General features: G+C 57.6%; 23 protein-coding genes. 7 read left to right on the top strand and 16 right to left on the bottom strand.

What is annotated here, in order from left to right; translation table 11 throughout:
* Positions 1-74 precede the first annotated feature (74 nt).
* From parE to parC, 4 genes are read left to right on the top strand one after another with little or no spacing between them, the layout of a single operon-like run.
* The gene (gene parE, locus I6L40_RS20490; RefSeq protein ID WP_216994788.1) at positions 75-1,988 is read left to right on the top strand and encodes a DNA topoisomerase IV subunit B; all 1,914 of its coding nucleotides are present in this window, start codon (positions 75-77) and stop codon (positions 1,986-1,988) included.
* A gap of 35 nt (positions 1,989-2,023) precedes the next feature.
* Positions 2,024-3,280 carry an ATP/GTP-binding protein gene (locus I6L40_RS20485; RefSeq protein ID WP_216994787.1) on the top strand — a complete coding sequence of 419 codons (1,257 nt, stop codon included), beginning with the start codon at positions 2,024-2,026 and terminating at the stop codon, positions 3,278-3,280.
* A 6-nt stretch (positions 3,281-3,286) separates the two neighbouring features.
* Positions 3,287-3,841, top strand: coding sequence for a hypothetical protein (locus tag I6L40_RS20480; RefSeq protein WP_216994786.1), 555 nt, complete (start codon positions 3,287-3,289; stop codon positions 3,839-3,841).
* Entirely contained in the window at positions 3,841-6,132 is a 2,292-nt protein-coding gene (gene parC / locus I6L40_RS20475) for a DNA topoisomerase IV subunit A (RefSeq protein WP_216994785.1), read from the top strand. The genes I6L40_RS20480 and parC overlap by 1 nt, the downstream gene beginning before the upstream one ends.
* 49 nt (positions 6,133-6,181) lie before the next feature.
* On the opposite strand, the gene I6L40_RS20470 is transcribed toward parC, so the two are convergent.
* The 4 genes from I6L40_RS20470 to I6L40_RS20455 all read right to left on the bottom strand — a co-directional run bounded on the left by I6L40_RS20470 (position 6,182) and on the right by I6L40_RS20455 (position 10,458).
* On the bottom strand, positions 6,182-7,561 hold the full coding sequence (locus tag I6L40_RS20470) for a hypothetical protein (protein ID WP_216994784.1): 1,380 nt from the start codon (positions 7,559-7,561) through the stop codon (positions 6,182-6,184).
* Between the two features lie 891 nt (positions 7,562-8,452).
* Complete coding sequence (locus I6L40_RS20465) at positions 8,453-9,028, bottom strand: disulfide bond formation protein B (RefSeq protein ID WP_216994783.1); 576 nt, start codon at positions 9,026-9,028, stop codon at positions 8,453-8,455.
* Between the two features lie 9 nt (positions 9,029-9,037).
* Positions 9,038-9,196 carry a DUF5993 family protein gene (locus I6L40_RS20460; protein WP_005343116.1) on the bottom strand — a complete coding sequence of 53 codons (159 nt, stop codon included), beginning with the start codon at positions 9,194-9,196 and terminating at the stop codon, positions 9,038-9,040.
* Positions 9,197-9,534: 338 nt separating this feature from the next.
* The gene (locus I6L40_RS20455) at positions 9,535-10,458 is read right to left on the bottom strand and encodes a LysR family transcriptional regulator (RefSeq protein ID WP_041209253.1); all 924 of its coding nucleotides are present in this window, start codon (positions 10,456-10,458) and stop codon (positions 9,535-9,537) included.
* Positions 10,459-10,612: 154 nt separating this feature from the next.
* On the opposite strand from I6L40_RS20455, the gene I6L40_RS20450 reads away from it, so the two are divergent.
* A complete protein-coding gene (locus tag I6L40_RS20450; protein WP_216994782.1) occupies positions 10,613-11,035 on the top strand; it encodes an ester cyclase in 423 nt (140 codons plus the stop codon).
* 173 nt (positions 11,036-11,208) lie between these two features.
* On the opposite strand, the gene I6L40_RS20445 is transcribed toward I6L40_RS20450, so the two are convergent.
* From I6L40_RS20445 to I6L40_RS20410, 8 genes are all read right to left on the bottom strand, one after another.
* Positions 11,209-12,696, bottom strand: a complete 1,488-nt coding sequence (locus I6L40_RS20445; protein WP_254204064.1) for a peptide MFS transporter — start codon at positions 12,694-12,696, stop codon at positions 11,209-11,211.
* Positions 12,697-13,330: 634 nt separating this feature from the next.
* Positions 13,331-13,714, bottom strand: coding sequence for a hypothetical protein (locus I6L40_RS20440; protein WP_201930485.1), 384 nt, complete (start codon positions 13,712-13,714; stop codon positions 13,331-13,333).
* Positions 13,715-13,930: 216 nt separating this feature from the next.
* Positions 13,931-14,833 carry a hypothetical protein gene (locus I6L40_RS20435; protein WP_041209250.1) on the bottom strand — a complete coding sequence of 301 codons (903 nt, stop codon included), beginning with the start codon at positions 14,831-14,833 and terminating at the stop codon, positions 13,931-13,933.
* 11 nt (positions 14,834-14,844) lie between these two features.
* On the bottom strand, positions 14,845-15,612 hold the full coding sequence (locus tag I6L40_RS20430; RefSeq protein ID WP_005335887.1) for a hypothetical protein: 768 nt from the start codon (positions 15,610-15,612) through the stop codon (positions 14,845-14,847).
* 12 nt (positions 15,613-15,624) lie between these two features.
* On the bottom strand, positions 15,625-16,167 hold the full coding sequence (locus tag I6L40_RS20425; RefSeq protein ID WP_208737120.1) for a hypothetical protein: 543 nt from the start codon (positions 16,165-16,167) through the stop codon (positions 15,625-15,627).
* 23 nt (positions 16,168-16,190) lie between these two features.
* Positions 16,191-16,475, bottom strand: a complete 285-nt coding sequence (locus tag I6L40_RS20420) for a DnaJ domain-containing protein (protein WP_005343121.1) — start codon at positions 16,473-16,475, stop codon at positions 16,191-16,193.
* Positions 16,476-16,755: 280 nt separating this feature from the next.
* A complete protein-coding gene (locus I6L40_RS20415; RefSeq protein ID WP_208737119.1) occupies positions 16,756-17,508 on the bottom strand; it encodes an SDR family NAD(P)-dependent oxidoreductase in 753 nt (250 codons plus the stop codon).
* Positions 17,505-18,383 (bottom strand): NAD(P)-dependent oxidoreductase, encoded by an 879-nt coding sequence (locus I6L40_RS20410; RefSeq protein ID WP_208737118.1) that lies wholly within the window; start codon positions 18,381-18,383, stop codon positions 17,505-17,507. Before I6L40_RS20410 ends, I6L40_RS20415 begins: the two co-directional genes overlap by 4 nt.
* 130 nt (positions 18,384-18,513) lie before the next feature.
* Here I6L40_RS20410 and I6L40_RS20405 point away from each other — a divergent pair, with 130 nt between their 5' ends.
* On the top strand, positions 18,514-19,338 hold the full coding sequence (locus I6L40_RS20405) for a LysR family transcriptional regulator (protein WP_216994780.1): 825 nt from the start codon (positions 18,514-18,516) through the stop codon (positions 19,336-19,338).
* Positions 19,339-19,415: 77 nt separating this feature from the next.
* Here the strand turns inward: I6L40_RS20405 and I6L40_RS20400 are convergent, their stop codons facing one another.
* The 4 genes from I6L40_RS20400 to I6L40_RS20385 are packed head-to-tail and all read right to left on the bottom strand — an operon-like array spanning position 19,416 to position 23,159.
* Positions 19,416-19,934 carry a protein disulfide oxidoreductase gene (locus tag I6L40_RS20400; RefSeq protein ID WP_071912563.1) on the bottom strand — a complete coding sequence of 173 codons (519 nt, stop codon included), beginning with the start codon at positions 19,932-19,934 and terminating at the stop codon, positions 19,416-19,418.
* A 3-nt stretch (positions 19,935-19,937) separates the two neighbouring features.
* Entirely contained in the window at positions 19,938-20,678 is a 741-nt protein-coding gene (locus tag I6L40_RS20395) for a DsbA family protein (protein ID WP_071912564.1), read from the bottom strand.
* Between the two features lie 10 nt (positions 20,679-20,688).
* On the bottom strand, positions 20,689-22,731 hold the full coding sequence (locus I6L40_RS20390; RefSeq protein ID WP_216994779.1) for a protein-disulfide reductase DsbD: 2,043 nt from the start codon (positions 22,729-22,731) through the stop codon (positions 20,689-20,691).
* Between the two features lie 50 nt (positions 22,732-22,781).
* The gene (locus I6L40_RS20385; protein ID WP_071912925.1) at positions 22,782-23,159 is read right to left on the bottom strand and encodes a hypothetical protein; all 378 of its coding nucleotides are present in this window, start codon (positions 23,157-23,159) and stop codon (positions 22,782-22,784) included.
* Positions 23,160-23,334: 175 nt separating this feature from the next.
* Here I6L40_RS20385 and I6L40_RS20380 point away from each other — a divergent pair, with 175 nt between their 5' ends.
* The gene (locus I6L40_RS20380) at positions 23,335-24,063 is read left to right on the top strand and encodes a 1-acylglycerol-3-phosphate O-acyltransferase (protein WP_071912568.1); all 729 of its coding nucleotides are present in this window, start codon (positions 23,335-23,337) and stop codon (positions 24,061-24,063) included.
* The last annotated feature ends 50 nt before the right edge of the window (positions 24,064-24,113 follow it).

Raw genomic sequence — 24,113 nt, 5'->3', positions numbered from 1 at the left:
TCCCGCAGCCAAGTTTGTCCAATACCCTCCCAACGAGTAAGATTCTCCCCAAACGTCAATTCGCAAGGCCCTCCATGTCTACTCAATACAATGCGGATGCCATTGAGGTCCTCAATGGCCTTGAACCGGTGCGTCGCCGCCCCGGCATGTATACCGACACCACCCGGCCCAATCACCTCGGCCAGGAGGTCATCGACAACAGCGTCGATGAAGCGCTGGCAGGTCACGCCCGCAATCTGGAGGTGATCCTGCATGAAGACCAGTCCCTCGAAGTGATCGACGACGGCCGCGGCATGCCGGTCGATATCCACCCGGAAGAGGGTGTCAGCGGGGTGGAGCTGATCCTCTGCAAGCTGCACGCGGGCGGCAAATTCTCCAACAAGAACTACCAGTTCTCCGGCGGTCTGCACGGGGTGGGTATTTCGGTAGTAAACGCCCTCTCCGATCGGGTCGAGGTGACGGTACGTCGCGACGGTCAGGTCTACGACATCGCCTTCGAGCGTGGCGAGAAGGTACAGGAGCTGACCATCACCGGCACCTGCGGCCGTCGCAACACCGGCACCCGGGTGCGCTTCTGGCCGCAGGCGAGCTACTTCGATTCGCCCAAATTCTCGGTCACCAAGCTGGAACACCTGCTCAAAGCCAAGGCGGTACTCTGCCCCGGCCTCACCATCAAGTTCCTCGACAAGAACACCGGCATCAAGCTGGAGTGGTGCTATGAAGATGGCCTCAAGGATTACTTGGTCGACGCGGTCAAGCAGTTCACCTGCCTGCCGGAGCAGCCCTTTATCGGCTCGTTCAGCTCCGAACAGTCGGCGGTGGACTGGGCACTCTGCTGGTTGCCGGAAGGGGGCGAATGCCTCGCCGAATCCTATGTGAACCTCATTCCCACCGCGCAGGGCGGTACTCACGTCAACGGTCTGCGTCAGGGGCTGCTCGACGCCATGCGCGAGTTCTGCGAGTTCCGCAACCTGCTGCCGCGCGGGGTCAAGCTGACTCCGGAAGATATCTGGGATCGCTGCGCCTACATCCTCTCCATCAAGATGCAGGATCCGCAGTTCGCCGGTCAGACCAAGGAGCGCCTCTCCTCCCGTCAGAGCTCGGCGTTTGTCTCCGGCGTGGTGAAGGATGCCTTCAGCCTCTATCTGAACAGCAACACCGAGCTGGCGGAGCAGATCGCCGAGCTCTGCATCTCCAGCGCCCAGCGCCGGATGCGCGCCGCCAAGACGGTGGTGCGCAAGAAGATTACCCAAGGCCCGGCGCTGCCCGGCAAGCTGACCGACTGTGGCTGCGCCGACCCCATGCAGGGCGAGCTGTTCCTGGTGGAGGGTGACTCCGCGGGTGGCAGTGCCAAGCAGGCGCGGGATCGCGAGTTTCAGGCCATCATGCCGCTGCGCGGCAAGATCCTGAACACCTGGGAGGTGGAGGCCGGTCAGGTGCTCGCCTCGCAAGAAGTTCACGATATCTCGGTTGCCATCGGTCTTGACCCCGACTCCAACGACCTCAGTGGCCTGCGCTACGGCAAGGTGTGCATCCTCGCGGATGCGGACTCGGACGGTCTGCACATCGCCACCCTGCTCTGCGCCCTGTTCGTGAAGCACTTCCGCGCGCTGGTGGAGAAGGGCCACGTCTATGTCGCCATGCCGCCCCTCTACCGGATCGATATCGGTAAAGAGGTCTACTACGCCCTCGACGAGGACGAGAAGAACGGCGTGCTGCAGCGGGTCGAAGCCGAGAAGAAGAAGGGCAAGGTGATGGTGACCCGATTCAAGGGCTTGGGCGAAATGAACCCGAAACAGCTGCGGGAAACCACCATGGATCCCAACACCCGCCGTCTGGTGCAGCTCACCATGGATCCGGCAGGGGAGAGTGAAGGGGATGCGGCTGACGAGACCCTGCAGCTGATGGACATGCTGCTGGCCAAGAAGCGGGCGAGCGATCGTCGCGAATGGCTCGAAGAGAAGGGCAACCTCGCCCAAGTGATTTAAGATGTTAACTTTATTGATTAATGAGGGGAGATGAGATGATTAAAAGTTTTCGCTTAAAAAACTTTACGCTGTTCCGCGAGGAGGAACTGCATCTTTCTCCCAATCTGAATGTCATCATCGGTGAAAATGGTTGTGGCAAGTCACATCTATTAAAAGCGCTTTATTCCTTAGTGGCAGTGAGTGCGGAACAGGGGCGAAAAATAACAGACCATAATCTTGCAGAAAAAATAAACATAATTGATGCAAAATTACAATTTATTCAAACTATGGAGTTTGAACAAATAGTTTCTTCGCTACCGATACCAGACAGCTTCTCAACTAAGGAGCACTTAGAACAGTCAAAAAATAATTATGGCCTTAGCCTTAAAAGGCAAAGAGAAGATTTAATTAAAGAAATTGAAGGGTCAATAAATAAACCAACAAAAGCTTTTTTAGAAAAAGGTTGTGCCGAGAAGTTAAACAATGTGCTACGTCCAGAGAGGCTGGGAAATCTAACCTCACATCATGTGATTGGGGATGATGATCGGCGAGCCGAGCTATTTATCAGCAATGCTGATGAGCGCACCGATATTGGCATCAGCTTCTCAGCCAACAGCCAATCGGGGGTTCAGGTCGAGTCGTTACCACAAAGCTGGATCCGAGAAAAACCAGTATTTTTCCCGACTCGTGAGCTATTGACGCTCTATCCCGGTTTTGTCTCTACCTATGACAACCACTATCTGGAATTTGAGGAAACCTACCGTGATACTTGCTTGCTGCTGGGATTACCTGCCCTGAAAGGCGAGCGGGAGTTACGTGCAAAAGTCCTGATGAAACCGATTGAGGAAGCAATGGGTGGAGAGGTGATCCTAGATAACAACGGACGATTTTATCTGCAACAGGGGAAAAAACGTATCGAGATGCCTTTGGTGGCTGAGGGTTTACGCAAATTTGCCATGCTGGCACAGCTTATCGCCACAGGTGCTTTGCTGGATAAAGGCTATCTATTCTGGGATGAGCCAGAGGCCAACCTCAACCCCAAGTTGATCAAGACATTGGCCAAAGTCATATTGGATTTGTGTAAGCAGGGTATTCAGGTTTTTATCGCGACTCACTCTCTCTTTTTGCTGCGTGAGCTAGAAATTTTGCAAAAAGGTGAGGAATACAGAACTTTATCGCCGCGTTACTTTGGTTTGAATATTACCAGTGATGGAGTAAAGGTTGAGCAGGGAGATGAAATATACGATCTTAGCCAGATTGTTGTATTGGATGAGTCACTGCTGCAAGCGGATCGTTATCTGGATATGGAATAGCCACAAATGCCCATTTTTACAGAGCGGTTCCTGAATTTTAATTTTCCAGATGAGGCTGTCGTCGAAAAATTTGATGGCTGGCTATTTGTGAGAAATTATCAGAGGACAAATCAGGGCACCAAGGCAATCGATCTGGTTGCTTTGCGACCTGATGATGAGTGTTGCTGGCTAATAGAAGCGACCGATTATCGCATCTTTGCCAATCAGCGCGCCATCGACAAAGTCAACAAACCGAGTGTCTTGGTCGACGAGTTCGAAAAGAAGATAAAAGATTCACTGGTATTACTCGACGCTGCAAAAGTGAGCGCGCCACAAGCGCAGCAGTTATTTGCACAAGAGGTTTTGGCGAAGGCTCAAAAAAGAGCTGTGTTTCATATCGAACCTCATATTAAAACGCCTAACCTTTGCCCTGCGCCAGAACATCTGGCAGACATAAAAAGCGCATTAAAGCAAAGGCTTAGAGATATTGATCGCAATCCTATCGTTATGTCGATGGCTCGCCCGAGCAAACACGTCTTCTGGTCCGTCACATCGGATGAGCCCATAGAGGGGGCGCAATGATGAATGAACAATTAATGAGTCTGGACGGGGTAGAGCGCCAGCCAATGCGCACCTTTACCGAACAGGCTTACTTGAACTACTCCATGTACGTCATCATGGATCGGGCCCTGCCGCATATCGGCGACGGCCTCAAACCGGTGCAGCGGCGCATCATCTACGCCATGAGCGAGCTGGGTCTGTCGGCGCTCTCCAAGCACAAGAAATCCGCCCGTACCGTGGGTGACGTGCTGGGTAAGTACCACCCCCACGGCGACAGCGCCTGTTATGAAGCCATGGTGCTGATGGCCCAGCCCTTCTCCTACCGCTACCCGCTGGTGGATGGTCAGGGTAACTGGGGGGCGCCGGACGATCCCAAATCCTTCGCCGCCATGCGTTATACCGAGGCGCGGCTGTCGCGCTTCTCCGAGCTGCTGCTCTCAGAGCTGGGGCAAGGCACGGTGGAGTGGACGCCGAACTTCGACGGCACCATGAAGGAGCCGGTGGTGCTGCCTGCCCGCCTGCCGCACATCCTGCTCAACGGGGTGACCGGTATCGCGGTGGGCATGGCGACCGACATCCCGCCCCACAACGCGCGGGAAGTGGCCTACGCCTGTGCCGAGCTGCTCGACAACCCCAATGCGGGGCTGGATGTGTTGATGCAGCACATTCAGGGGCCGGACTACCCGACCAACGCCGAGATCATCACCCCGCGCGATGACATCCGCAAAATCTACGAGACCGGCAAGGGCTCCATCAAGCAGCGGGCGGTCTGGAGCGAGGAGGATGGCGATATCGTCATCACGGCGCTGCCTCATCAGGCCTCCGGCGCCAAGATCATGGAGCAGATCGCCGCCCAGATGGTGGCGAAAAAGCTGCCGATGGTCACCGACCTGCGGGATGAATCGGACCACGAGAACCCGACCCGTCTGGTGATCGTGCCGCGTTCCAACCGGGTGGATGTGGAGGGGCTGATGGCCCACCTGTTCGCCACCACGGATCTGGAGAAGAACTACCGGGTCAACCTCAACATCCTCGGCCTCGACAACCGGCCGCAGGTGAAGTGCCTCAAGACCATCCTCAGCGAGTGGATCCAGTTCCGCCGCGAGACCGTGCGTCGCCGCCTGCAGTTCCGCCTCGACAAGGTGCTGGCTCGCCTGCACATCCTCGAAGGCTTGTTGATTGCCTACCTCAACATCGACGAGGTGATCGAGATCATCCGTACCGAGGATGAGCCGGGCAAGGTGATGGTGGAGCGCTTCAACATTACCGAGACCCAGGCCGAAGCGATCCTCGAGCTGAAACTGCGCCATCTGGCCAAGCTCGAAGAGTTCAAGCTGCGCGCCGAACAGAACGAACTGGCCGAAGAGCGCGACAAGCTGGAGCTCATTCTGGGCTCCGAGCGCCGTCTCAACACCCTGCTCAAGAAAGAGCTGCTGGCCGATGCCGAGAAGTACGGCGACGATCGCCGCACCCCGCTGGTGGAGCGTGCCACCGCCGTGGCGCTGACCGAGAAAGAGCTGGTGCCGAGCGAGCCGGTCACCGTCATCCTCTCCGACAAGGGGTGGGTGCGCGCCGCCAAGGGCCACGACGTGGATGTCGAGGGGCTCTCCTACAAGGCGGGGGACAACTACCTCACCCACGCCTTTGGCCGCAGCAACCAGCAGGCGGTGTTCCTGTCGAGCTTTGGCCGCACCTACTCGCTGGAGGCGCACACCCTGCCCTCCGCCCGCAGTCAGGGCGAACCGCTCACCGGCCGCTTTGCGCTGGGTGCCGGTGAAGAGGTGCGTCATCTGGTGATGGGCAATGAAGGCGAGCCGTATCTGATCGCCAGCGACGCCGGTTACGGCTTTGTTTGCACCTATGACGACCTCATCGGCAAGAACAAGAACGGCAAGGCGCTGCTTACCGTGCCGGAAGGGGGTCTGGTGATGGCACCCCAGAAGATTGGCTCGCCGGAGACCGATCTCTGCATGGCTATCTCCAACGAGGGGCGCATGCTGCTGTTCCCGATGAACACTCTGCCGGTGCTCGGCAAGGGCAAGGGCAACAAGCTCATCAGCATTCCGTCGGCGCGCGTCAAGGCGCGGGAGGAGTTTGTGGTGATGGCCGCCGTCATCCCGCAGGGGCAGTCGGTCACCCTGTTTGCCGGCAAGCGCAAGCTCACCCTCAAACCCTCTGATCTCGACTACTACCGCGGCGAGCGCGGCCGCCGCGGCGCCAAGCTGCCCCGCGGTTTGCAGCGCGTCGATCGTATCGAGATTGAACCCGCCGCCGGCGCCGAACCGGTAGCCGGGGAAAATCAGGAAGGGTAATTAATATAAAAGGGCGCGAAAGCGCCCTTTCTTATTCAGGCTTTAGAAATCACTCGGCTTCAGCTGTAGTTTTTTCTTCTTGTTTTGCTTTTACTGGCTTCTCGTCACTTTTAGGTACAGGTATCTTTTTATTTAATTTGGTGTTTTCAGCAAAGCGCCCAGCTTCTTTGGCTAGTGCTGGAACCATATCAATAGCCTTTTTAAAAGCATCTGAGTCAATAAATTCATGCCATGGACTGTTATAATCCTTACCAGACAACAGGCGCAATGGCATTTCATCAAGACGATCTAAAGTTGAATTAAATAGCCGCTCACTGGTTTCTTGATTGAAGTCTTCCGATATTTTTCTAAAGCCAGTAAATGCTTTTGCAACAGTAGCCTTATAAGAATAATCCTCAGAAAGCTTAAAGCGATGATTTATTTGTTGTGTTGAGATCCAAGCAAGCCAAAGAGGTCCACCAATAGAAAAAATGGAAATGATGGTATGTAGTATTGCTTGACCTGCCGTTAAATTGTCTTTTAATGCCGCCGAGAACTCGGTTACTCTTGCAGATCCAATGATTAGACCCACAGATAGAGCAATTAGTAGCCCAACTATCCAAACCCAAATAGACTTCCTAAGTTCAGTCGCTTTTTGGTCAAAGCCTGCAGCTAAGCCCTGTGTTGTTGTTATTTGAAGAGCATCATCGCATTGCTCAACAAGACTAGAAGCGCTTTGCGCATAAGCATTAGTCTTTTCTAACAGACTTTTTATATTATCATGCATTGATATTGACTCTGATTTTTTTGCGCCAATAAATGCTTTTATTTCGCTTATCTCATTCTTATATTTATTAATTTCGTCCCGAGTTTCATTTATGGTTGATGTAAGTTTATTTTTTGCATCATTCAGATCTTGGATTACTGCGGGTAATGATTCTGCCGTTTCATAGGCACTGTTTATAGTTGTTACTTTTTCGTTTATATCGGAACAATCACCTTCTAAAGCATCAAGTCTAGAGTTTAGAGCTCTAAGTCTTGTTTTTATATTTTTAGGTGCAAGCTTGTTGCTGTTAATACTACTCCATGAAAATAGTGATGTGTCTAATTCATTATTGATTAACTGTATTAGAATAAAGGTTGATGTCACTATAGGTGTGATTCTACTCGGGTCTAGAGCAAGGTAAGTATCAACAAGCTGAGTTTGCTGCTTTACTCTTTCAATTAATACATCAATCACATCGTCTAGGGATGATGGTATTGTATCTATCTCATAGCCATCTAATTTTTCAGTGATGTTGTATATGAAATTTAAAATATTATCAGGCGAGATTGCTATAGTGTTCCACCCTAAGCTATCTGTAAAAGATTGCTCTGGTAAACCTTTGTTTAATATGGCGTCATGTAATTTATTTATTGCGGTCTTTAACGCAGATATTTTGGGGTGCATCACAGTTCCTTTTTAATAAAAATATTAATGGTTTTTGATAGTGTACTTTTTTTTGAGTTTTGAATGAAGCTTAGGTTCGCAAACAGGGGGGGGCTAATTAGCGAAGCGTAATCAGACGATCGCGAAAATCGGTTGCCGCAATTCTGCTGGTGCGCCAGCTGCTCTCTTCTCTATCTCCATCGCCACCGAGATTGCGGTACGGACGATTACGCTTCGCTAATCGACCCTACTTTTCTCTGTTTTCTTTAACGTTCTGCTGCTTGTCGGTGGCTTCTGTTGTGATGGTTTGTTCCCCCTCATCCCCGACCCTTCTCCCCTTATCTGTGGCAAAGAGTGGGAGAAGGGAGCAGAGATCGCAGCCATTGATAGCCCGTAGGTCTGATTAGCGAAGCGTAATCAGACGATCGCGAAAATCGGTTGCCGCAATTCTGCTGGTGCGCCAGCTGCTCTCTTCTCTATCTCCATCGCCACGGGGATTGCGGTGCGGACGATTACGCTTCGCTAATCGACCCTACGTGCTCCTGCTTGATTTAACGCACTGCTGCTTGTCGGTGGCTTCTGTTGTGATGGTTTGTTCCCCCTCATCCCCGACCCTTCTCCCCTTATCTATGGCAAAGAGTGGGAGAAGGGAGCAGAGATCGCAGCCATTGATAGTGACCGTGGTATGGCGTGATAGCTAAGGGTGACAGCTATGGCTACAGGTCGGCAGGCGCTGAGCCCCTCTCCCCTTGGGAGAGGGTCAGGGTGAGGGGAGGTAACCGTAGGGTGCAATGAAATTGCACCGCTATTGAATCCGCGAGGTTGCCGCTGCAACGGGCCGGACTTGTTGCGCCTTTTCGGCAATAAATGCGGCAATAAAAGGTGGCGGACTGGCCGCCACCTTGAGGGGGATTAACGCAGGCTCAGCAGCTCATAGATGACGGGATTATCGGCGCACTGTCCCGCGCCACACTCCAGCACGGTAGAGATCAGGTTTGCCGCAATCAGCAAGACAAACAGCAGGGAGGCGATACGCCCCCAGCGCGCCAGATCCAGCTTGGGCAGCGCAATAGCGAGCCCGTCCCGCACCATCAATATCAGGGCGACAGCCAGGATAATCAGCAGGGCGCTGATCAGCGACCAGCTATAAAAGTGCAGCCCGAGAAAGGTGGTACCGTAGCCGGGATCGCCGGGCAGAATATGCAGCAGCACCTGTCGGGCGCCGATCATGGCGGTGGTCAGGGCGCCGACAATCACGATGCCGTAGTGGGCCCCTTTTGCGCCAAATTGCAGGTTGAACATAAAGCCGAAACCGGCGACGACCAGGCCGACCCGCTGCAATAAACACAAGGGGCAGGGGAGTTCGGCCAGATAGAGCTGGTAATAGAAGGCGACGATCAGGGTCAGGCAGATGCCCGCCAGCCCCAGCGTATCGAGCAGCTGGGGCAGATCACTCTTCGCGGCGGTGGCAGAGGTCGAAAGGCTCATGGCGGGCTCCTAGAACGAGAGGGTGAGCGGGTCGGTCACATGGTGCATAAAGGAGAGCAGGGTCACCACCAGCAACAGAGCCCAGAGCAGATAGGAGGCGCCGCGCTTGTTCAGCAAGATGCTGATCCCCGTTATCAGCGCCAGCAGGAAGGGTAAAAACATATACATCTCATCTCTCCTTATCGTGGTGAGTCTGGCTCACAAGGCTTTGAGTATATGGCGGGCGGCATAGGGCGACTCCGATAACTGCGGTCGCTATATGGCTCCGACTTCACTCATCCTACCCCTGTCGGCGGGAAATACCTACCGGGCGGCTGACGCTGTGCAGAATCCCCTTACCCCCCCGATTTGCGCGATTGTTTCATCAGTGCGACAGTAAAAAATAGATTGGTTTCTTTGGTGCAAAAATAACCATAGGCGTCGTACCGCCAGCCAGAAACGAACCCGCCATCTCGCCAAAAGCAGAGGCCCCGCAATCCATGATTGCGGGGCCATTTTCGAGACGATCAGCAGGCGCAGACGTGGCGCCAGCGCTGCTCATAATCGAACTGTTGAAACTCCTCCTTGATAAATTCGATAAACACCCTGGTCTTGGACGGAATAAAGTTTCTGTTCGCATAGGCCATGCCGATGGAGAGATCGGGCAGTGTCCAGTCGGTGAGTACAGGTTTAAGACGCTGGCTGCGCAATTCGTCATAAATGGCATAAACGGGCTGTGCCAGGATCCCCATGCCGTTTTTGGCATTGGCGAGCAGGATCTGGGCGTCGTTGGACTCAATGGTGGGCGTGGTTGGCACCCGTAATTTTATCGAGCCCTTCATCATGGTCAGCTCTCCGGGATTGTGATAGCTGTAGAGCAACAGTTGGTGTTTTTTCAGATCGTGTGGCGTTTCCGGTTCGCCATAATGCTCAATATATTCCGGAGAGGCCGCCAGAATACGTGGTGCAGTGGCCAGAGGTTGAATAATAAGGCTGGAGTCCGGCTCAGACTCTCTTGAGCGAATACTGATGTCGATATTGTTTTCGATAATATCCAGATAGCGATTATTGGCAATCAACTCGACCTGAATGCCGGGATATTTCGCCATGAATTTCGGTATCAAGGGGGAGATGACATTCAGCATCAGTGACAGCGAAGCCGTCAATTTCAAGACCCCGGTTGGCATTCCCGTTTTGATACTGACTTCATCGATGGCTTCTCGCATCTCATTCAGCGCTGTTTTGCAGCGGGCATAGAAGTGCTCACCGATTTCAGTGACAAACAGGCGCCGGGTCGTTCGCTCGACGAGCCGTGCATTGAGTCGCTGCTCCAGTGCGGCCAGATGCCTGCTGGCTGCAGGGTTGGACAAGCCCAGTGCATCTGCGGCCTTGCTGAGACTCCCCAATTCGACCACCTGCACAAAGACTTCATATTCAGTCCATCTATCCATGGATTCTTCCTGATTTTATAAAAGAGATTTCCTGTTATTGCATTTATCATCTCCTGCCGGATTTGTACTATGGCCCCGTCTGGCAGTAACAGATATTCCATGCATCATATTTTCTAGTTAAATTGGATGTCAATTAATAAAACGGGAGTCGCCTGTGAGCAATAACGTCGATACAGTCATTAATTACTTTAAATATTGCGTAGATGGCAAGGATGTTGAACGGGTGAGTGAATATTTCTCGGAAGATCTTTGTATATTCAGACCTGACTGTGCAGAACCTATTACCACCCTTGAGCAATTTAAAACGTCATTGTCAGCCTGTGTGGTCGATCGTTATGAGTCTATTGAAACCACCTTTCAGAAAATAATGAGCTCGGAAGACGAGGTATTCGTTGCATTGACCCACGTCGCCAAAGGCTCAAATACCTGGAAAGGATTCGATGTCACCGGCAAGGATGTGACCTGGAGTGCCTTGACCTATTTCAGATTCAACGCCGAGGGCAAGGTGGTGGAGGAGATCGTCGAACGCAACGAGCTGGCCATGGCCAAGCAGCTGGGGATCGTTGACTTCGCCTGAAACAGGGGGGGGCTGATGATTTCAGGTCTGAACTATCAGAGGAAAGCCAAGGCAGTGCTACGGCTCGGTCTATTGCCTGACGGTCAGTAAAAGAGGGCCCCGCAACCGGAGTTGCGGGGCCCTTGCTCTTGCCTGTTGATCACGCCGCCATTATTGCAGGTGGTGCAAGCCCATCAGACGGGGATAGCTGTCGCCGCCGGAGGCGGGGTGATTTTCGAGGCGATCAGCAGGCGCAGACGGGGCACCAGCAACAGCAGGATGATCCCGCCCGCCATCGAGCCCCAGCCCAGCATGTTGAACACCGAGCTGTAGCCCGGGTTGGTGGCCACCGGAGAGCTGCCGATATTCTGCGGCATAGCGCTGGAGACATAGCCCGCCAGCACTGAGGCAACGCCGGTCACCATCATCCAGCAGCCCATCATCAAGCCTTGCAGGCTGGCGGGGGCCAGCTTGCCGATCATGGCGTAACCGATGGGGGAGATAAGCAGCTCGCCAAAACTCTGCAGCACATAGCTGATGGCGATCCACTTGAAGGCGACCAGCCCGTCGGCCCCCGCCAGATGGATGCCGAGCGGCAGCACCAGCATGCCGAGCCCCATGCAGAACAGGGAGGCGGCAAACTGGGAAGGAATGTCGATATTCCAGCCCTGTTCGCGCAGTCGCTTGAACAGCAGCGCCATCAGGGGGCCACCGATGACGATGACGAGGGTGTTGATGTTCTGGATCCACTGGGGGGCGACCCGCAGCCCGAACACGTTGAGGTTGATGTTGTGCTCGGAGAAGAGCATCAGCCCCATGGGCGCCAGCTGGTAGAGCGACCAGAAGATGAGGGAGCCAAGGGCGAGGATCAGGTAGGCCACCATGCGGCTGCGCTCGGCGGCGTCCGGGTGGCGGGCGGTCATCACGCAGAGCAGCACCAGCACCACGGCGCCGAGGATCTGCACAAAGCTGCCGCTGAAGCTGGCGTGGGTCAGCAGCAGACGCAGCGCCGGCACCAGCATGGCCAGAATGGCGATCCCGGCCAGCATGCGGCGGTAGAAGCCGCTCCCTTTGACATGGCGCAGCGGGGTGCTGATATCCGCCAGAATGGGCCAGCAGGCGAAGGTAGCGATGATGGCGATGATGTTGCCCAGCGTCGCAAACAGGAACAGGGTGCGGTAATCCTCGGTGAGCTGGAAGTAGCCCGCTACCGTGAAGCCGATAAAGAAGCCCAGATTCATCCCGGCGTAGTTCCACAGGAAGGCGCTCTCGCGGCGGTGATCATCCGGGGCGAAGCGCTGGGTCAGCATCATGTTGAGGCAGGTGACGTTGAGGCCGCTGCCTGTAAGGAACATGGCGAGCCCCCAGTAGAGGCCGGTGATCCCCATCTCGGCGATGAAGTAGCAGCCGATCACCTGCAGCACCATCCCCATCACGAACAGGTTGCGGTTGCTGAGGTAGCGCCCGCCGAGATAACCGCCAAACAGGTGCAGGCCATAGTTGAAGGCCCCGAAGACCCCCATCATGGCGTTGGCCTGGGATTCGCTAAAGCCGAGCCGCTTGGTGGCGTAGAGCACCAGCGTGGAGTAGAGCACGGCAAACCCCAGGGTCGAGAAGGTCTGGATAAAGAACAGCGCCCCGGAGCCGGGGGGAATGGTGGGGTGTTGATTCGAAGCGCTCACGGTCTGTCTCCTGTGAGAGAAGAAAGTCATAACTCGTCCTGAGAGCGTACCGGTCTGCTGCCGGCTAGCCTTGTGCGCTTCCATGCTGGTCTGAAGGCCGGTCTGTCATTTAGCGGCCAAGCGGTGCAAATAGCCATACCTGAAATTTAATCTGGCGAGATTAATTGTCTTTTATTGATCTATTCCGGTTTTTTATGCGGTTTTGGCTGCTGAAAAGCTGGCGCTGGCTGGGTAGGTATCAGAATGATCGGGGTTGAATGGAACCTATTTTGGCCTGAACTGATTTGATAGTGAGATCACCATCCCGCTTTTGGCTGCTCTTTCGCCATCGCCGCCGGCATGTTGAGTGGCAGCGTATTTATTCAGTTTCACTGTTTGAGTGAATAAATATTGAAAATGAGGACTTGCTCAGAGCCAGATGGTGTGGGGGATTTTTGAGCGTTTCATCGCAGGGGCTAATATATATTCTTGTTGTAATAACGTGATACAGATTAGTTTCGACAGATAGGTGACTTAAGATAGTCGGACAATATATTAATCAGAGCATTTTGGGGCTGGGAATCGTGATGCTATCCTTTATGAAAATATGTTTATTTTGCATTCCTTGAGTATTTCCCTCAGAGATAAAATCTGATTATGGTGAGAAAAGCTCGTAGTCCGGTGTGATAATAGAACCTTTCCGATAGGTCATATACACAATGGTTCCTTCCTCATCGACCATGGCATATGGCCATTTTCCGTTGGCTCCGTACATGGCCACATAGAGTGGGTTGAAATAATCTTGAGTCTGCCCAGCCGGGTCATACGGGAGTCGAACATGATAGATTGGATATTTACCATCGTTACATAACTCGACTTTTTTTAATATAACGCCTCGTTCCAGTAATACCTTTCTGGTCGGATGTTGCCAATTTTCCAAATCTACATTTTTACAGTTATTGGCAACTTCTCGATAAAGGCGGGTATCTGACAGTTGCGGAGTATTGGCGCTGATAAGCATTAAAAGTGGCAGCAGCATAAAAATCTGACCTGTATTATGACTGGTTTATTCAGCCCTGAATCAGGGGCGCAGTATAGCTTCGAACAAGGTTTGAATGAAGCCATCTGAACTGGTTGCATCCCGATTTGTTACGTCAATCGTGGGAGTTGATGAGGTAGATAGAACAACGCCCGGCGGGCCGGGCGTTGGGTCATCCCACATGGGGGCGCAACAAAAGAGGCGGCGAAAGCGGCCTTAGAAGTTGTGGTAGAGCGGCCAGCCGAGCAGCGGGTGCTTGAGACCGGCGCGCATCTCGATGTTGTCGAGCTTCTCCGGTGAGGCGTTCTCTTTTTGCAGCAGCTGGTACTGGCGCACAAAGCCGAGGGTGTGCAGCAGGTTGGGCACAAAGCCCGGGCTCAGCTCCTGACGCAGGGCGGCGGCCATGTCGGCGGGCAGCGCGCTTAGCATCAGGGCGAGCTGGGCGGCGAGGTAGTCGGTGTCATACCAGCCCTCGTCGAGCTCAATCTCCCGCGCCAGTTTGCGCTTGAGATCCTGCTTCACCTTGAGCGGGGCGGCGCCACTGCCCTTGCCGCAGAGGATGCGGTAGAGCAGCGCTTCGGCCAGCTTGTCCTCCATGGTGGGGTGGTCGCTCTCGCAGGCGAAGAAGTGCTGGTCGATGAGCTCCATCAGGCGGCTCTTGTTGTGCTCGGTCAGCGCCTTCTCGTACTCCTGCCACCCTTGCCACTCCTCCACATCGGGCGGGCTCGAGATCTTGTCCAGCAGGCGGGCATCCACATCACCGTAGAGGCTGTTGCCAGCCTGCTTGGGGCTGACGGTAATGAGCATCGACCAGCCCTTCTGGAACGGCTTGATGGGGCCTTCCGGCGCCTGCAGCAGCGCCAGCGCCTTGGCCGGATCCCGCGCCGAGAGCTCCTGCAGACCGAGGCTCACCACGCCGATGACGTCGTGGGCGGCCTGCTCCAGCAGGTGCATCTTGTACTTGTTGTAGTACTTGTCGGCGAATTTGAGGCTCATCAGCACCGCCTTGCCCTTGATGGCGGCCAGCTGTTGCTCGCTCAAACGTTCATTGTCGCGGCCAAAGCGCAGCACCTGGGTCAGAAAGGGGCCCTGGTTGGCATCGCGAATGACTAACTGCATGAATGGGCTCCTTAATCCAGAAAGCTGAACATGTCGTCGACGTCGCCGTACTCGTCTTCCTCGACCTTGTTCTTCTCTTTGGCCTGCATCACCAGCTCGGCGGCAAACTTGTTGATGATGCCGTCCCAGGTGGAGTGCTCGTTGCGCAGCAGCGCCTTGATGGCTTTCTCAACCTCGGGGGCCAGCTCGCGAATGAGCATCAGGAGGCTGCGCGGGTCATCCAGCGCGTAGTCGTGGACATCCTCGCTCTGCTGGCGCTCGCTGTAGCGCAGGGACTCTTCGAGATCTTCCTCTTCGGCGTGCAGCACGTCGCGGTAGCCTTCGTCCTCTTCATAGCGATCGCCGCGATAGAACTCGATAAAGGGGATGGCGAGGTAGAAGAGACCGGCCGGGTCTTCGGCCACGCACTCGAGGATCTCGCGCTGCTTGGCTTCGCTATCCTGGGTGCGGATCAGGTAGTTGAGGAAGTCGAAGGTGTGCTGTTGCAGCTCGTCGGCGTTGTTCTTGATCGCCTCTTCCCAATAGAGCGGCTGCTGGCAGACGATGTCGCGGATCCGCTCCGGGGTCATCAGCTCGGAGATGATGGAGGGGAAGGAGATATCGTGCTGGCCGTTAATCTGGGTCAGGGTAACGATATCAATGTTTTCAATCACTTCTGCCAGCTGGTCGTCAGACATGGTCTTGGCGATCAGCTCGAACTTCTCGCTGGCCTGCTTCGGCTCGATAACGGCCAGCTCTTTGATCTCGATGGCGGTAATTTCTATCAGACTGTTGCTCATGCCTTGCCCCAATTAGAAACGGACTTCGTCGTACATATCCTGATCGCCGTCGTCATCACCATAGCGGTCACTGCCGCCATGGTAGTCGGCGTCGGCATCTTCCCCGTCTTCATCTTCTTCGTCGCGCAGCTCATAGTCGTCATCCCTGCGGTGGCTGCCGCGCGGCAGCGGGTTATCGAGCAGGAACAGCACGGCGCAGGCTTCCATCAGCTGATCTTCGCTCTGGGCCCGCACCGCCTTGACCAGCTGCAGGGCGGCGTTGTTGAAGCCGACGCTCACCTTGAACTCGTCCCAGCTTGGCTGCTCGCCGCTGGCGAGCCACTTGTTCCACTGCGACTTGGCCTTGGCCGGGAACTGCACCCGGCCATAGAGGGCCAGCGGCAGATACTCGGGCATAAACTCCAGCATGCTCATATCGGCCAGCAGCAGGCTCTTCATCTGATCGGTGAACTGTTCCAGCCCCTTGGGGTCGTCCTGATCCCGGTAGGATTCGATGTTTTCGCTGGCATCGCTTTGCAGCGACTTGAGCCGCGCCTGGTCCCATCTCTTTTGCATAGTTGCTCTTTCTGCCTGCTGTTTCAGGGGTAGAACTGATCCCACATCTCCTGCATGGCGGAGGCGGGGTCGGTCACGATGACGTTGTTGAAATCCTTGATAAAGGCGGCCCGCTGTTTCGGATCGGACAGCACTTCATAGGCCTGCTTTACCTGGTGCAGCTTGATGGCTGCCTGCTCTTTCTCTTCTTCACTGGCCCCGTGCAGCTTGTCGGGGTGGTACTGGTTCGACAGCCGACGATAGGCTTTCTTGATGTCGTTTTCGCTGGCGTTGGACTTGACGCCCAGCACCCGAAAGTAGTTGTTCATGGCAGATCCTGCATCACTGGCATCATAGGATTCACGCTGCGAGTGCCTGATGGTGGGGATTGGCAAACCAGGCACGGCAAAAACCCGTCATTTTAACGGAAACAGCCCGCCAACGCGATGAGTTGGGCGATCAATTAACGGGCGAAATGAAGAGGGGTCAGTTGAGTGCCTATTGTTGCCAGTCGGTCTGGCCAGTGCAAGGGCGGCGGGGCAAAAGCGATGAAAAAACGGGCAGGAAAGGGGCGGGCGGCAGGCCGGGGCGAGGCTGCCGCCGCAGGGGTTACTCCTCCCAGAAGGAGGCGGAGGTGTGGTAGATCATCTTCTTGCTCATCCCGCCATCGACCACCAGATTGGCACCGTTGATAAAGTCGTTGCGAGGATCCGCCAGAAAGAGGCAGGCGCGGGTGATGTCGTCGGGGCGCCCGACCCGGCCACTCGGGTGCTGGCGGTGATCCGCCTCGGTCAGGGTGTGGTAATCCTCCGCCTGGATCCAGCCCGGACTGATGGCATTGACCGTGATGGGGTAGTCGGCCAGCGAGTTGGCGAGGGATTGGGTGAGAGCGACCAGCGCCCCCTTGGAGGCGCCGTAGGCATCCCAACCCGGTTCGTTCTGCTGCCAGCGGGTGGAGGCAATATTGATGATGCGGCCATAGGACAACCCGTGGTTGGCCTGCACAAAGGCGCGGGCGCAGAGCATGGCACCGCGCACATTGACCGTCATCACCTGATCGAACTGGGCTGCACTCAGCTCCTCGAAGCGGGTGTGGAACTTGCTGATGGCGCCGTTGTTGATCAGCAGATGGATGCCGCCGTGCTGCGCGCGCACCTCGGCAAAGAGCCGCGTGATAGCCTGCTCGTCCCGCAGATCGAGGGGGTGAAAGTGGATCTCCGGATGGTCGAAAGCGTGAGGGGCCAGATCGGTGGCGATCACCCGATAACCCGCCTCGGCCAGCCCGATGCAGAGCTGGCGGCCAATCCCGCCAGCGGCGCCGGTGACCAGTGCAATTGGGGTGTGGTTGGTCAGCTCGTTCATTGTGCCGCTCCATTGCGCGCCCGCAGCACCTTGATGAGGGCTGACACCTCCTGCTGACCAAACCCTTGTGCCACCCCTTCCTCAAACAGATCGGCGGCAAAACGCGGGAAGCGGCTGTCGATCCCGGCATCGGTGGCATGACCGGCGAGGCGACTGATTGCGGCGCTCCAGGTTTTCAGGCTGGCGTAGGGGTGATCGAAATCGCCGCTCGCCAGCGTCTTGCCAAGGTGGGCCACATCGCCACCGAGAATGGGCGAGAGCTCGCTGAACTGAGCGCACACCTTGGCTACCGGCAACCCTTCCGCCTCGCAAATCAGCGCGCCGTGCAGAGCACCGAGCAGACCACCGGCAAAGTAGGCGGCGACGGCACAATCTTGTGCCGCGGCTGCGCCTACCGCCTCGGCCACATGGTCGAGGGTGGGGGCGAGCAGGCGCAGCACCGGCTCGGCCTCGCTAAAGGCAGCGCTGGCCCCCGAGCAGATGATGCTGGCATCGCTGGTGCCTATTTGATCCGGGAAACAGAGAATGGCGCCATCGATATAACGGGCGCCACGGGCGTGGCTCCAGCTCTCCAGCGCTCTGGCCCCCTGCGGGCTGCCGGTGGAGAGCAGCACCAGCAGCTTGCCCGCCACGGCGTCGCTCGCCTCATCCAGCAATTGCTGGCTGACGGCGTAGTTATCGACGCAGACAAGGGTGATATCACTTGCGGCGATGGCTGCGCCAGCCGAGGGGGCGAGTGTTGCACCCAGCGCTTGCAGCGGGGCTGCCTTGGCGGCGCTGCGATTCCAGACGGTGACCGGATGGCCCGCCTTGATCAGGGTGGTGGCGAGGGCGGAGCCCATGGCCCCGAGGCCGATGACAGAGAGATGGCGCATGATGGCTCCTGACGGTGTTGATAGACGCTGATATAGAAAATTGGGATGCCTTGTGGCAGGTAAGCCACTATATTTGCCCCGTGTCGCCGTGAAAAATGGCTTTTATGACTGTCTGGTATAGGTGAATTCTATGGGTGTGCGAACCCTGCGTGCGTTTGTAGCTGTCTTCGAGGAGCGCAACATCACGGCGGCGGCCACCCGCCTCTTCATTACCCAACCCACCCTCTCCAACACCATCAAGACGCTGGAGGATGAGCTGGGGGTGACCCTGTTTGTGCGGCAGGCGCGCGGGGTGGAGGGGACTGAAGCGGCGCACCGGCTCTATCCCCGCGCCAAGCGGCTGATCGCCGATACCGACTCCCTCGCCCGCGAGTTTCGTGAAACCTCCCCCTGCCTCGAGGTGACGGTGGGGATTGAGGCGGATCTGGGTGATGGCGTGGTGGGGGCGCTGGTGCAAGGGGCGCTCGCCCACGAGGAGATCCTGCTGACCCTGGAGGAGGGCTGCTGTGGCGATGTGCGGCTGGGGTGTGAATCCCTGCGCTGTGGTGACGAGCTCTTTATCCCCCTGCTGGAGGAGGAGTTTGTGCTGGTGCTGCCGCCGGATCACCCGCTGGCGGGCAAGGGGGCGCTCACCCCGGCAGCGTTGGCGGATGAACCCTGGGTCACCTGCCCGCGCCACGACTCCCACTTGCGGCTGATCGCCATCCTCGGCAATCAGGCGCCGCTCTATCCACGGCGGGCGGGGTCGCTGCGACTGGCGGCGACTATGGTGGCCGCTGGGGCGGGGATCGCCTGGTTGCCCCGTTCGCTTTGTCCGCCCGGTTGTGCGGTCGTCGAGCTGGCGGCCTCTTCCTTCAAGCGGCGGGTGGGGCTCTGCTACGCCCCCGATGCGTTGCGCTCGATGGCGGTAACAGCCCTGCTGGAGCAGGTACGCGGGATGCAGCTCCCCGCCTGATGTCGGGATAATAATGTCGGGCATAAAAAAGGGCCATCCGGTGGGATGGCCCTGTTGCAGGCAACGATGCCGCGTGGCTAGAGCGACGCCCACCAGAGCCGCAGTTGCAGGCCCCACTTCGAGCTCCAGCCGGTGGTGCTGCTCACAAGCATCCCATCCTTGATGACGAGGAACGTCGGGGTGACGCCCACCTGCCACTGGGCAGCCAGCGCTCCCGACTCGTCGTTGTGGGTCGGGAAGGTGAGCCCCTTCTTGCTCATCCCCTTGCCTAACTGCTCGGAATTGCCGGAGCGCAGCGCCACCGTCAGCACGTTTTCCCCCTCCTGCCAGAGCTGCTGCACGGCCGGGGTGGTGAAACGGCACACCCCGCACCAGCTGGCCCAGTAGTAAACCAGCAGCGGCTTGCCGCGGCTCAGGGTGGCGAGATCCGTGTTGCTGCCATCCTGCAGGGTGACGGGGGCGCTCATCGCTCCCTCTGGCAGGGTCGGGCTGCGCCACAGATCGAGCAGGGTCGAGATGACCAGTGCCAGCAACAGCAGCCAGATCGCCTCCTTGCTCCAGCGTCGCCAGCGGGGTTGAGGGTTGGTGCTTGCCATCCCTTACCCCAGCTTGGCCAGTTCGGCCTTCACCAGCTGCTCCAGCTCCTCATAGGGAACGGCGCCCGGCACCAGCTGGTTGCCAATCAGGGTCGCCGGTGTGCCCTGCACCCCCAGAATGGTGCCGATACGCAGGCTGTTGCGCAGCTCTTCGGTCGCCTTGGGCGCGGGCTTGAGCGCCACGTTGCCGGTGGCCGCCAGCGCCTTGTTGATATCCGCCTCGGTCAGCATCCCCTGCTTGCTCATCAGCTTGTCATGCAGGGCGAGGAAGCGGGCCGGATCCTGCTGCCACAGGGTCAGGCTGTACTGGGCCGCCTTGGCAGAGCTCTGCCCCTTGAACGGCAGCAACTTGATCACCAGCCCCAGATCGTCCGGATAGGCCTTGAGCAGCTTGGTCAGCCGGGGATCGAACTGCTTGCAGTAGGCGCAGTTGTAGTCGGTGAACAGCACCAGCGTCAGCTTGGGGTTCTTGGCGCCGAGGCGCGGGCTGGTTGGGCTGTTGAACAGCACATCCTTGTTGCCCTTGATGAAGTTGCCAAGCTGCGCCTGTTGGGCTGCCGCGTTCTGCTTCTCCCAGGATTCGGCCGCCTCGTCGAGGATCTTGGGGTTGGCGATCAGGGTCTCGCGGATCAGCTCCTTGATGCGGGCCTCCTGCTCCGGGGTGAAGGGGGCGGCGTGCAGGGCTGGAGCAGTCAGCGAGCCGGCAAACAGGGCGGTGAACAGGGCGATGGAGCGCAGGTTCATGGAGTTCTCCTTAAAAATGGGTGGCGTTGGTCTGGATCAGACCGGCCTGATTCAAGAGGGAAAGCAGATCGGCCTTGTCCAGCAGGGGGGAGAGGGTCTCTCCCTGTGGCAGGCCGGGGCCGTAGATCTGGTTGAAGGGGACGGCTGCCGCCCCGCGCTGGTGCAGGAAGGCGGCGATGGTGTCGTCCGGTTTGCTCCAGTCGCCGCGCAGGGCCACCACATCGGGGGCCGAGAGTGCGGTTTGCACCTCATCGCGCAGCAATACGTTGTATTTGTTTGCCTTGCAGGTGACGCACCAGTCAGCTGTGACATCGACGAAGACCCGCTTGTTCTGGGCAAGCGCATCGGTGATGGCTCGTTCCGAGAGCGGCTGCCAGACCACCCGGTCGACGTTGCCAGTCCCCTGCGCCGTAAATGCTCCCCCCAGCAGCAGGGCAGCGCCGACAAGCGTCGAGAGGGAGAGGGCCAGCGTGAAGCCGCGCATGCCATAACGCCAGATGATGCCAATCAGCAGTGCCAGCAGCATGGCAACCATCAGCCAGTAAACCTGCATGTTGCCCAGATGGCTGCCAAGCAGGCTCGCCAGCCAGAGGCTGGAGCCCAGCATCAGCAAGCCGAGCAGGATGCGCAGGCGCCCCATCCAGCGACCCGGCTTGGGCAGCCAGAGGGCGAGCCGCGGCAGGGCCGCCACCAGCAGCCAGGGCAGGCTCATACCAATCCCCAAAGCTGTGAAGATAAGCCAGAGCTGGCCGAGCGGCGCAGCCAGCGCAAACGCCACCGCGGTGCCGAGGAAGGGGGCCGAGCAGGGAGTCGCCAGCAGGGTGGCGAAACTTCCCTGCAGAAAGTGACCGCCGAGGCCATTGCCGCCGCTGGTGGCGAGGTGGGTGTTGAGGTTGCTCGGCAGACGAATTTCGAACAGCCCCAGCAGGTTGGCGCAAAACAGCAGGGTGACCAGCACCATAAAGCCGATAAAACCGGCGCTCTGGAACTGGATGCCCCAGCCGACGACCCCTTGCGTGGCGCGCAGCAGACTGCTCATGGCCGCCAGCACCCAGAAGGAGGCGATGATCCCGGCGCTGGCGGCGAGGAACTGCTTGCGCACGGTTCCCTGTTCACGCTCCTGATGTTGCAGCACAGACCCCAACTTGAGCGCCAGCACCGGCAGCACGCAGGGCATCAGGTTGAGGATAAGGCCGCCGAGCAGCGCCGCCCCCAGCAACCAGAAGAGGGGTTGGCTCGGCGCTGGCAATACGAGCGCTTCGCCAATCGAGCCTTTGGTCTGCCACGCCTGCTCGCCACTGGTAAGCAGCAGGCCGAGGGATTGGCCGCGCAGATCCGGCGCATCTCCCTGCCAGCCATCGCTCACCGGAACCCGGGCGATCAGGGTGTTGCCCTCGACCTCGAGCACCGGCTTGCCAAACTCGGCCCCTTCCAGCGCATCGATAAAGAGGGCCGGTGATTGCCAACCCTCCGCCCGCTCGGCGCGCAGTTGCAGCTGGTTGTGCTGATAACCGAGCTCGACCCGGGTGTCGGCAGGCAGCGGCTGGGGCAGGTTGCTGATGGCCTTGGCCCAGCCGAAGTCGAAACCGGCCGGGGCCTGACCATCCACCGCGAGGGTGAAGGGGAAGTCGGTCAAGATGCAGACGTTGCTGCAGGTGGAGAGGCGCAAGGTGCCCTTGAGCGATTGGCCAGCGAGGTAGTTGAGGCTCAGGGGGAAGCGCACCTCACCCTGATAACCCTGGGTACTGAGTCCGGCCACCTCGAAGTGGCGCGGAGCGGGCCAGCGCCACTGAAAGTCTCCTACCGGCTCATCCCACAGGATCTGGGGGGCAATGCCCCCTTCGCCTGGGCTGTGCCAGTAGGTCTTCCAGCCGGACTCGAGGGCTACGTCGAGCAGGATGCGGGTGTGGTCAGGGGCGCTGCGGTCGGCCTGCAGTCGCACCCTGGCGTGATCATTCTGTGGGCTGGTGAGCCAGCCCGTATCGCTGGCCAATCCCGTGGATTGCCACAGCAGACAGGCCATAAGCAGGGCTGCCTTGAAAAAGTTTGTCATCTGTCTGGTCTCGCAAAAAATGAGTAACGGCGAATGGAAAAAGGCCGGAATCATTCCCGCCAGACGCAGAGCGTGAGGTGAAGTCGCCGCTCGGGTGGTGAGATAACCCTTGGCGGTGGTAAGGGAGGGGTATAGCGCCAGAGTGGCGCCAGCAGGGCAATCAGCAGGGCGACGGCAAAGAAGAGTTGTTCGACGCAGAGCAGGCTGGCGGCGCTCAGCCATTTGCCATTGAGCTGGCAGCTGGTGGGCTGCGGGCTGACAGGCTTGCCGTCGTTCTGCTCATCATCGATGCTCTGAGCGGGCAGGGCCTGACAGGTGAGGGCATGATCGAGCAGTGCCAGCCTGGCCAGCGGCTGGGCCGCGCAATTGAGCACCAGCAGGCAGACCAGCAGCAGGAGTCGTTTCGCCACGCGTTGTTGGTGAATCATGCTCGCCCCGTTCATCAAGATGGCCACATCCTAACGGCCAATGGCGGGTGGGGCAAGTTGCCGGCCGTTTTATGAGCGCTGAGGCTGGCACCGTGTGGTCGGTTCTGTTTGGCGAACGCTTGTTCGCTAAAAGGGGGATCAGTATACTGCGCCGAGTTAAAATTCGAGGTGTTCGATGCTCAAAATTGCCCGTGTGCTGCTGCTTGGTCTGCTGCTCATCTTCTGGTTCCTGTTCGGCCTGCTGCTCTGTCTGGTTCGTCCGCGCCACCCCAACAACGTCTATGTCTTCGCCCGCATGTATCATGCGGTCTGCCCGCTGATCGGGGTCCGGGTCAAGGTGACGGTGGCCGACGAGGTGAAATCGGTCGGGCCTGCGGTCTATGTCTGCAACCACCAGAGCAACTATGACATCTTCACTGTGACCGGTGCCGTGCAGCCCGGCGTGGTTGCGGTGGGCAAGAAGAGCCTGCTGTGGCTCCCCTTCTTCGGCCTCATCTTCTGGCTCTCCGGCAACGTGTTGATCGACCGCTCCAACCGCTCTCGCGCCATTGGCACCATTGGTCAGGTGGTGGATCGCATCAAGGCGCGCGGCACCTCCATCTGGATGTTCCCGGAAGGGACCCGCTCGCAGGGGCGTGGTCTGCTGCCGTTCAAGGCGGGCGCTTTCCATACCGCCGTACAGGCTGAAGTGCCGGTTGTGCCCATCGTCTGCTCCAGTTACTTCGGCCAGATTGACCTCAACCGCTGGGATAACGGCGAGGTGCTGCTGGAGGTGATGGCCCCGGTCTGCAGCAAGGAGCACGGTGCTGCCGGCATTCGCGAGCTCTCCGAGGTGTGCCGTGCCCGGATGGAGGCAAAACTGGCCGAACTGGATGGCAAGCTGGGTCGCCATCACGCCGCCTGAACGCCATCATAAGTGCATTGAAAAGGGAGCCACGGGCTCCCTTTTTTGTT

It is taken from the genome of Aeromonas sp. FDAARGOS 1410 (assembly GCF_019048745.1).
Classification (GTDB): domain Bacteria; phylum Pseudomonadota; class Gammaproteobacteria; order Enterobacterales; family Aeromonadaceae; genus Aeromonas; species Aeromonas jandaei.
This window is presented reverse-complemented; position numbering and strand designations above follow the sequence as displayed.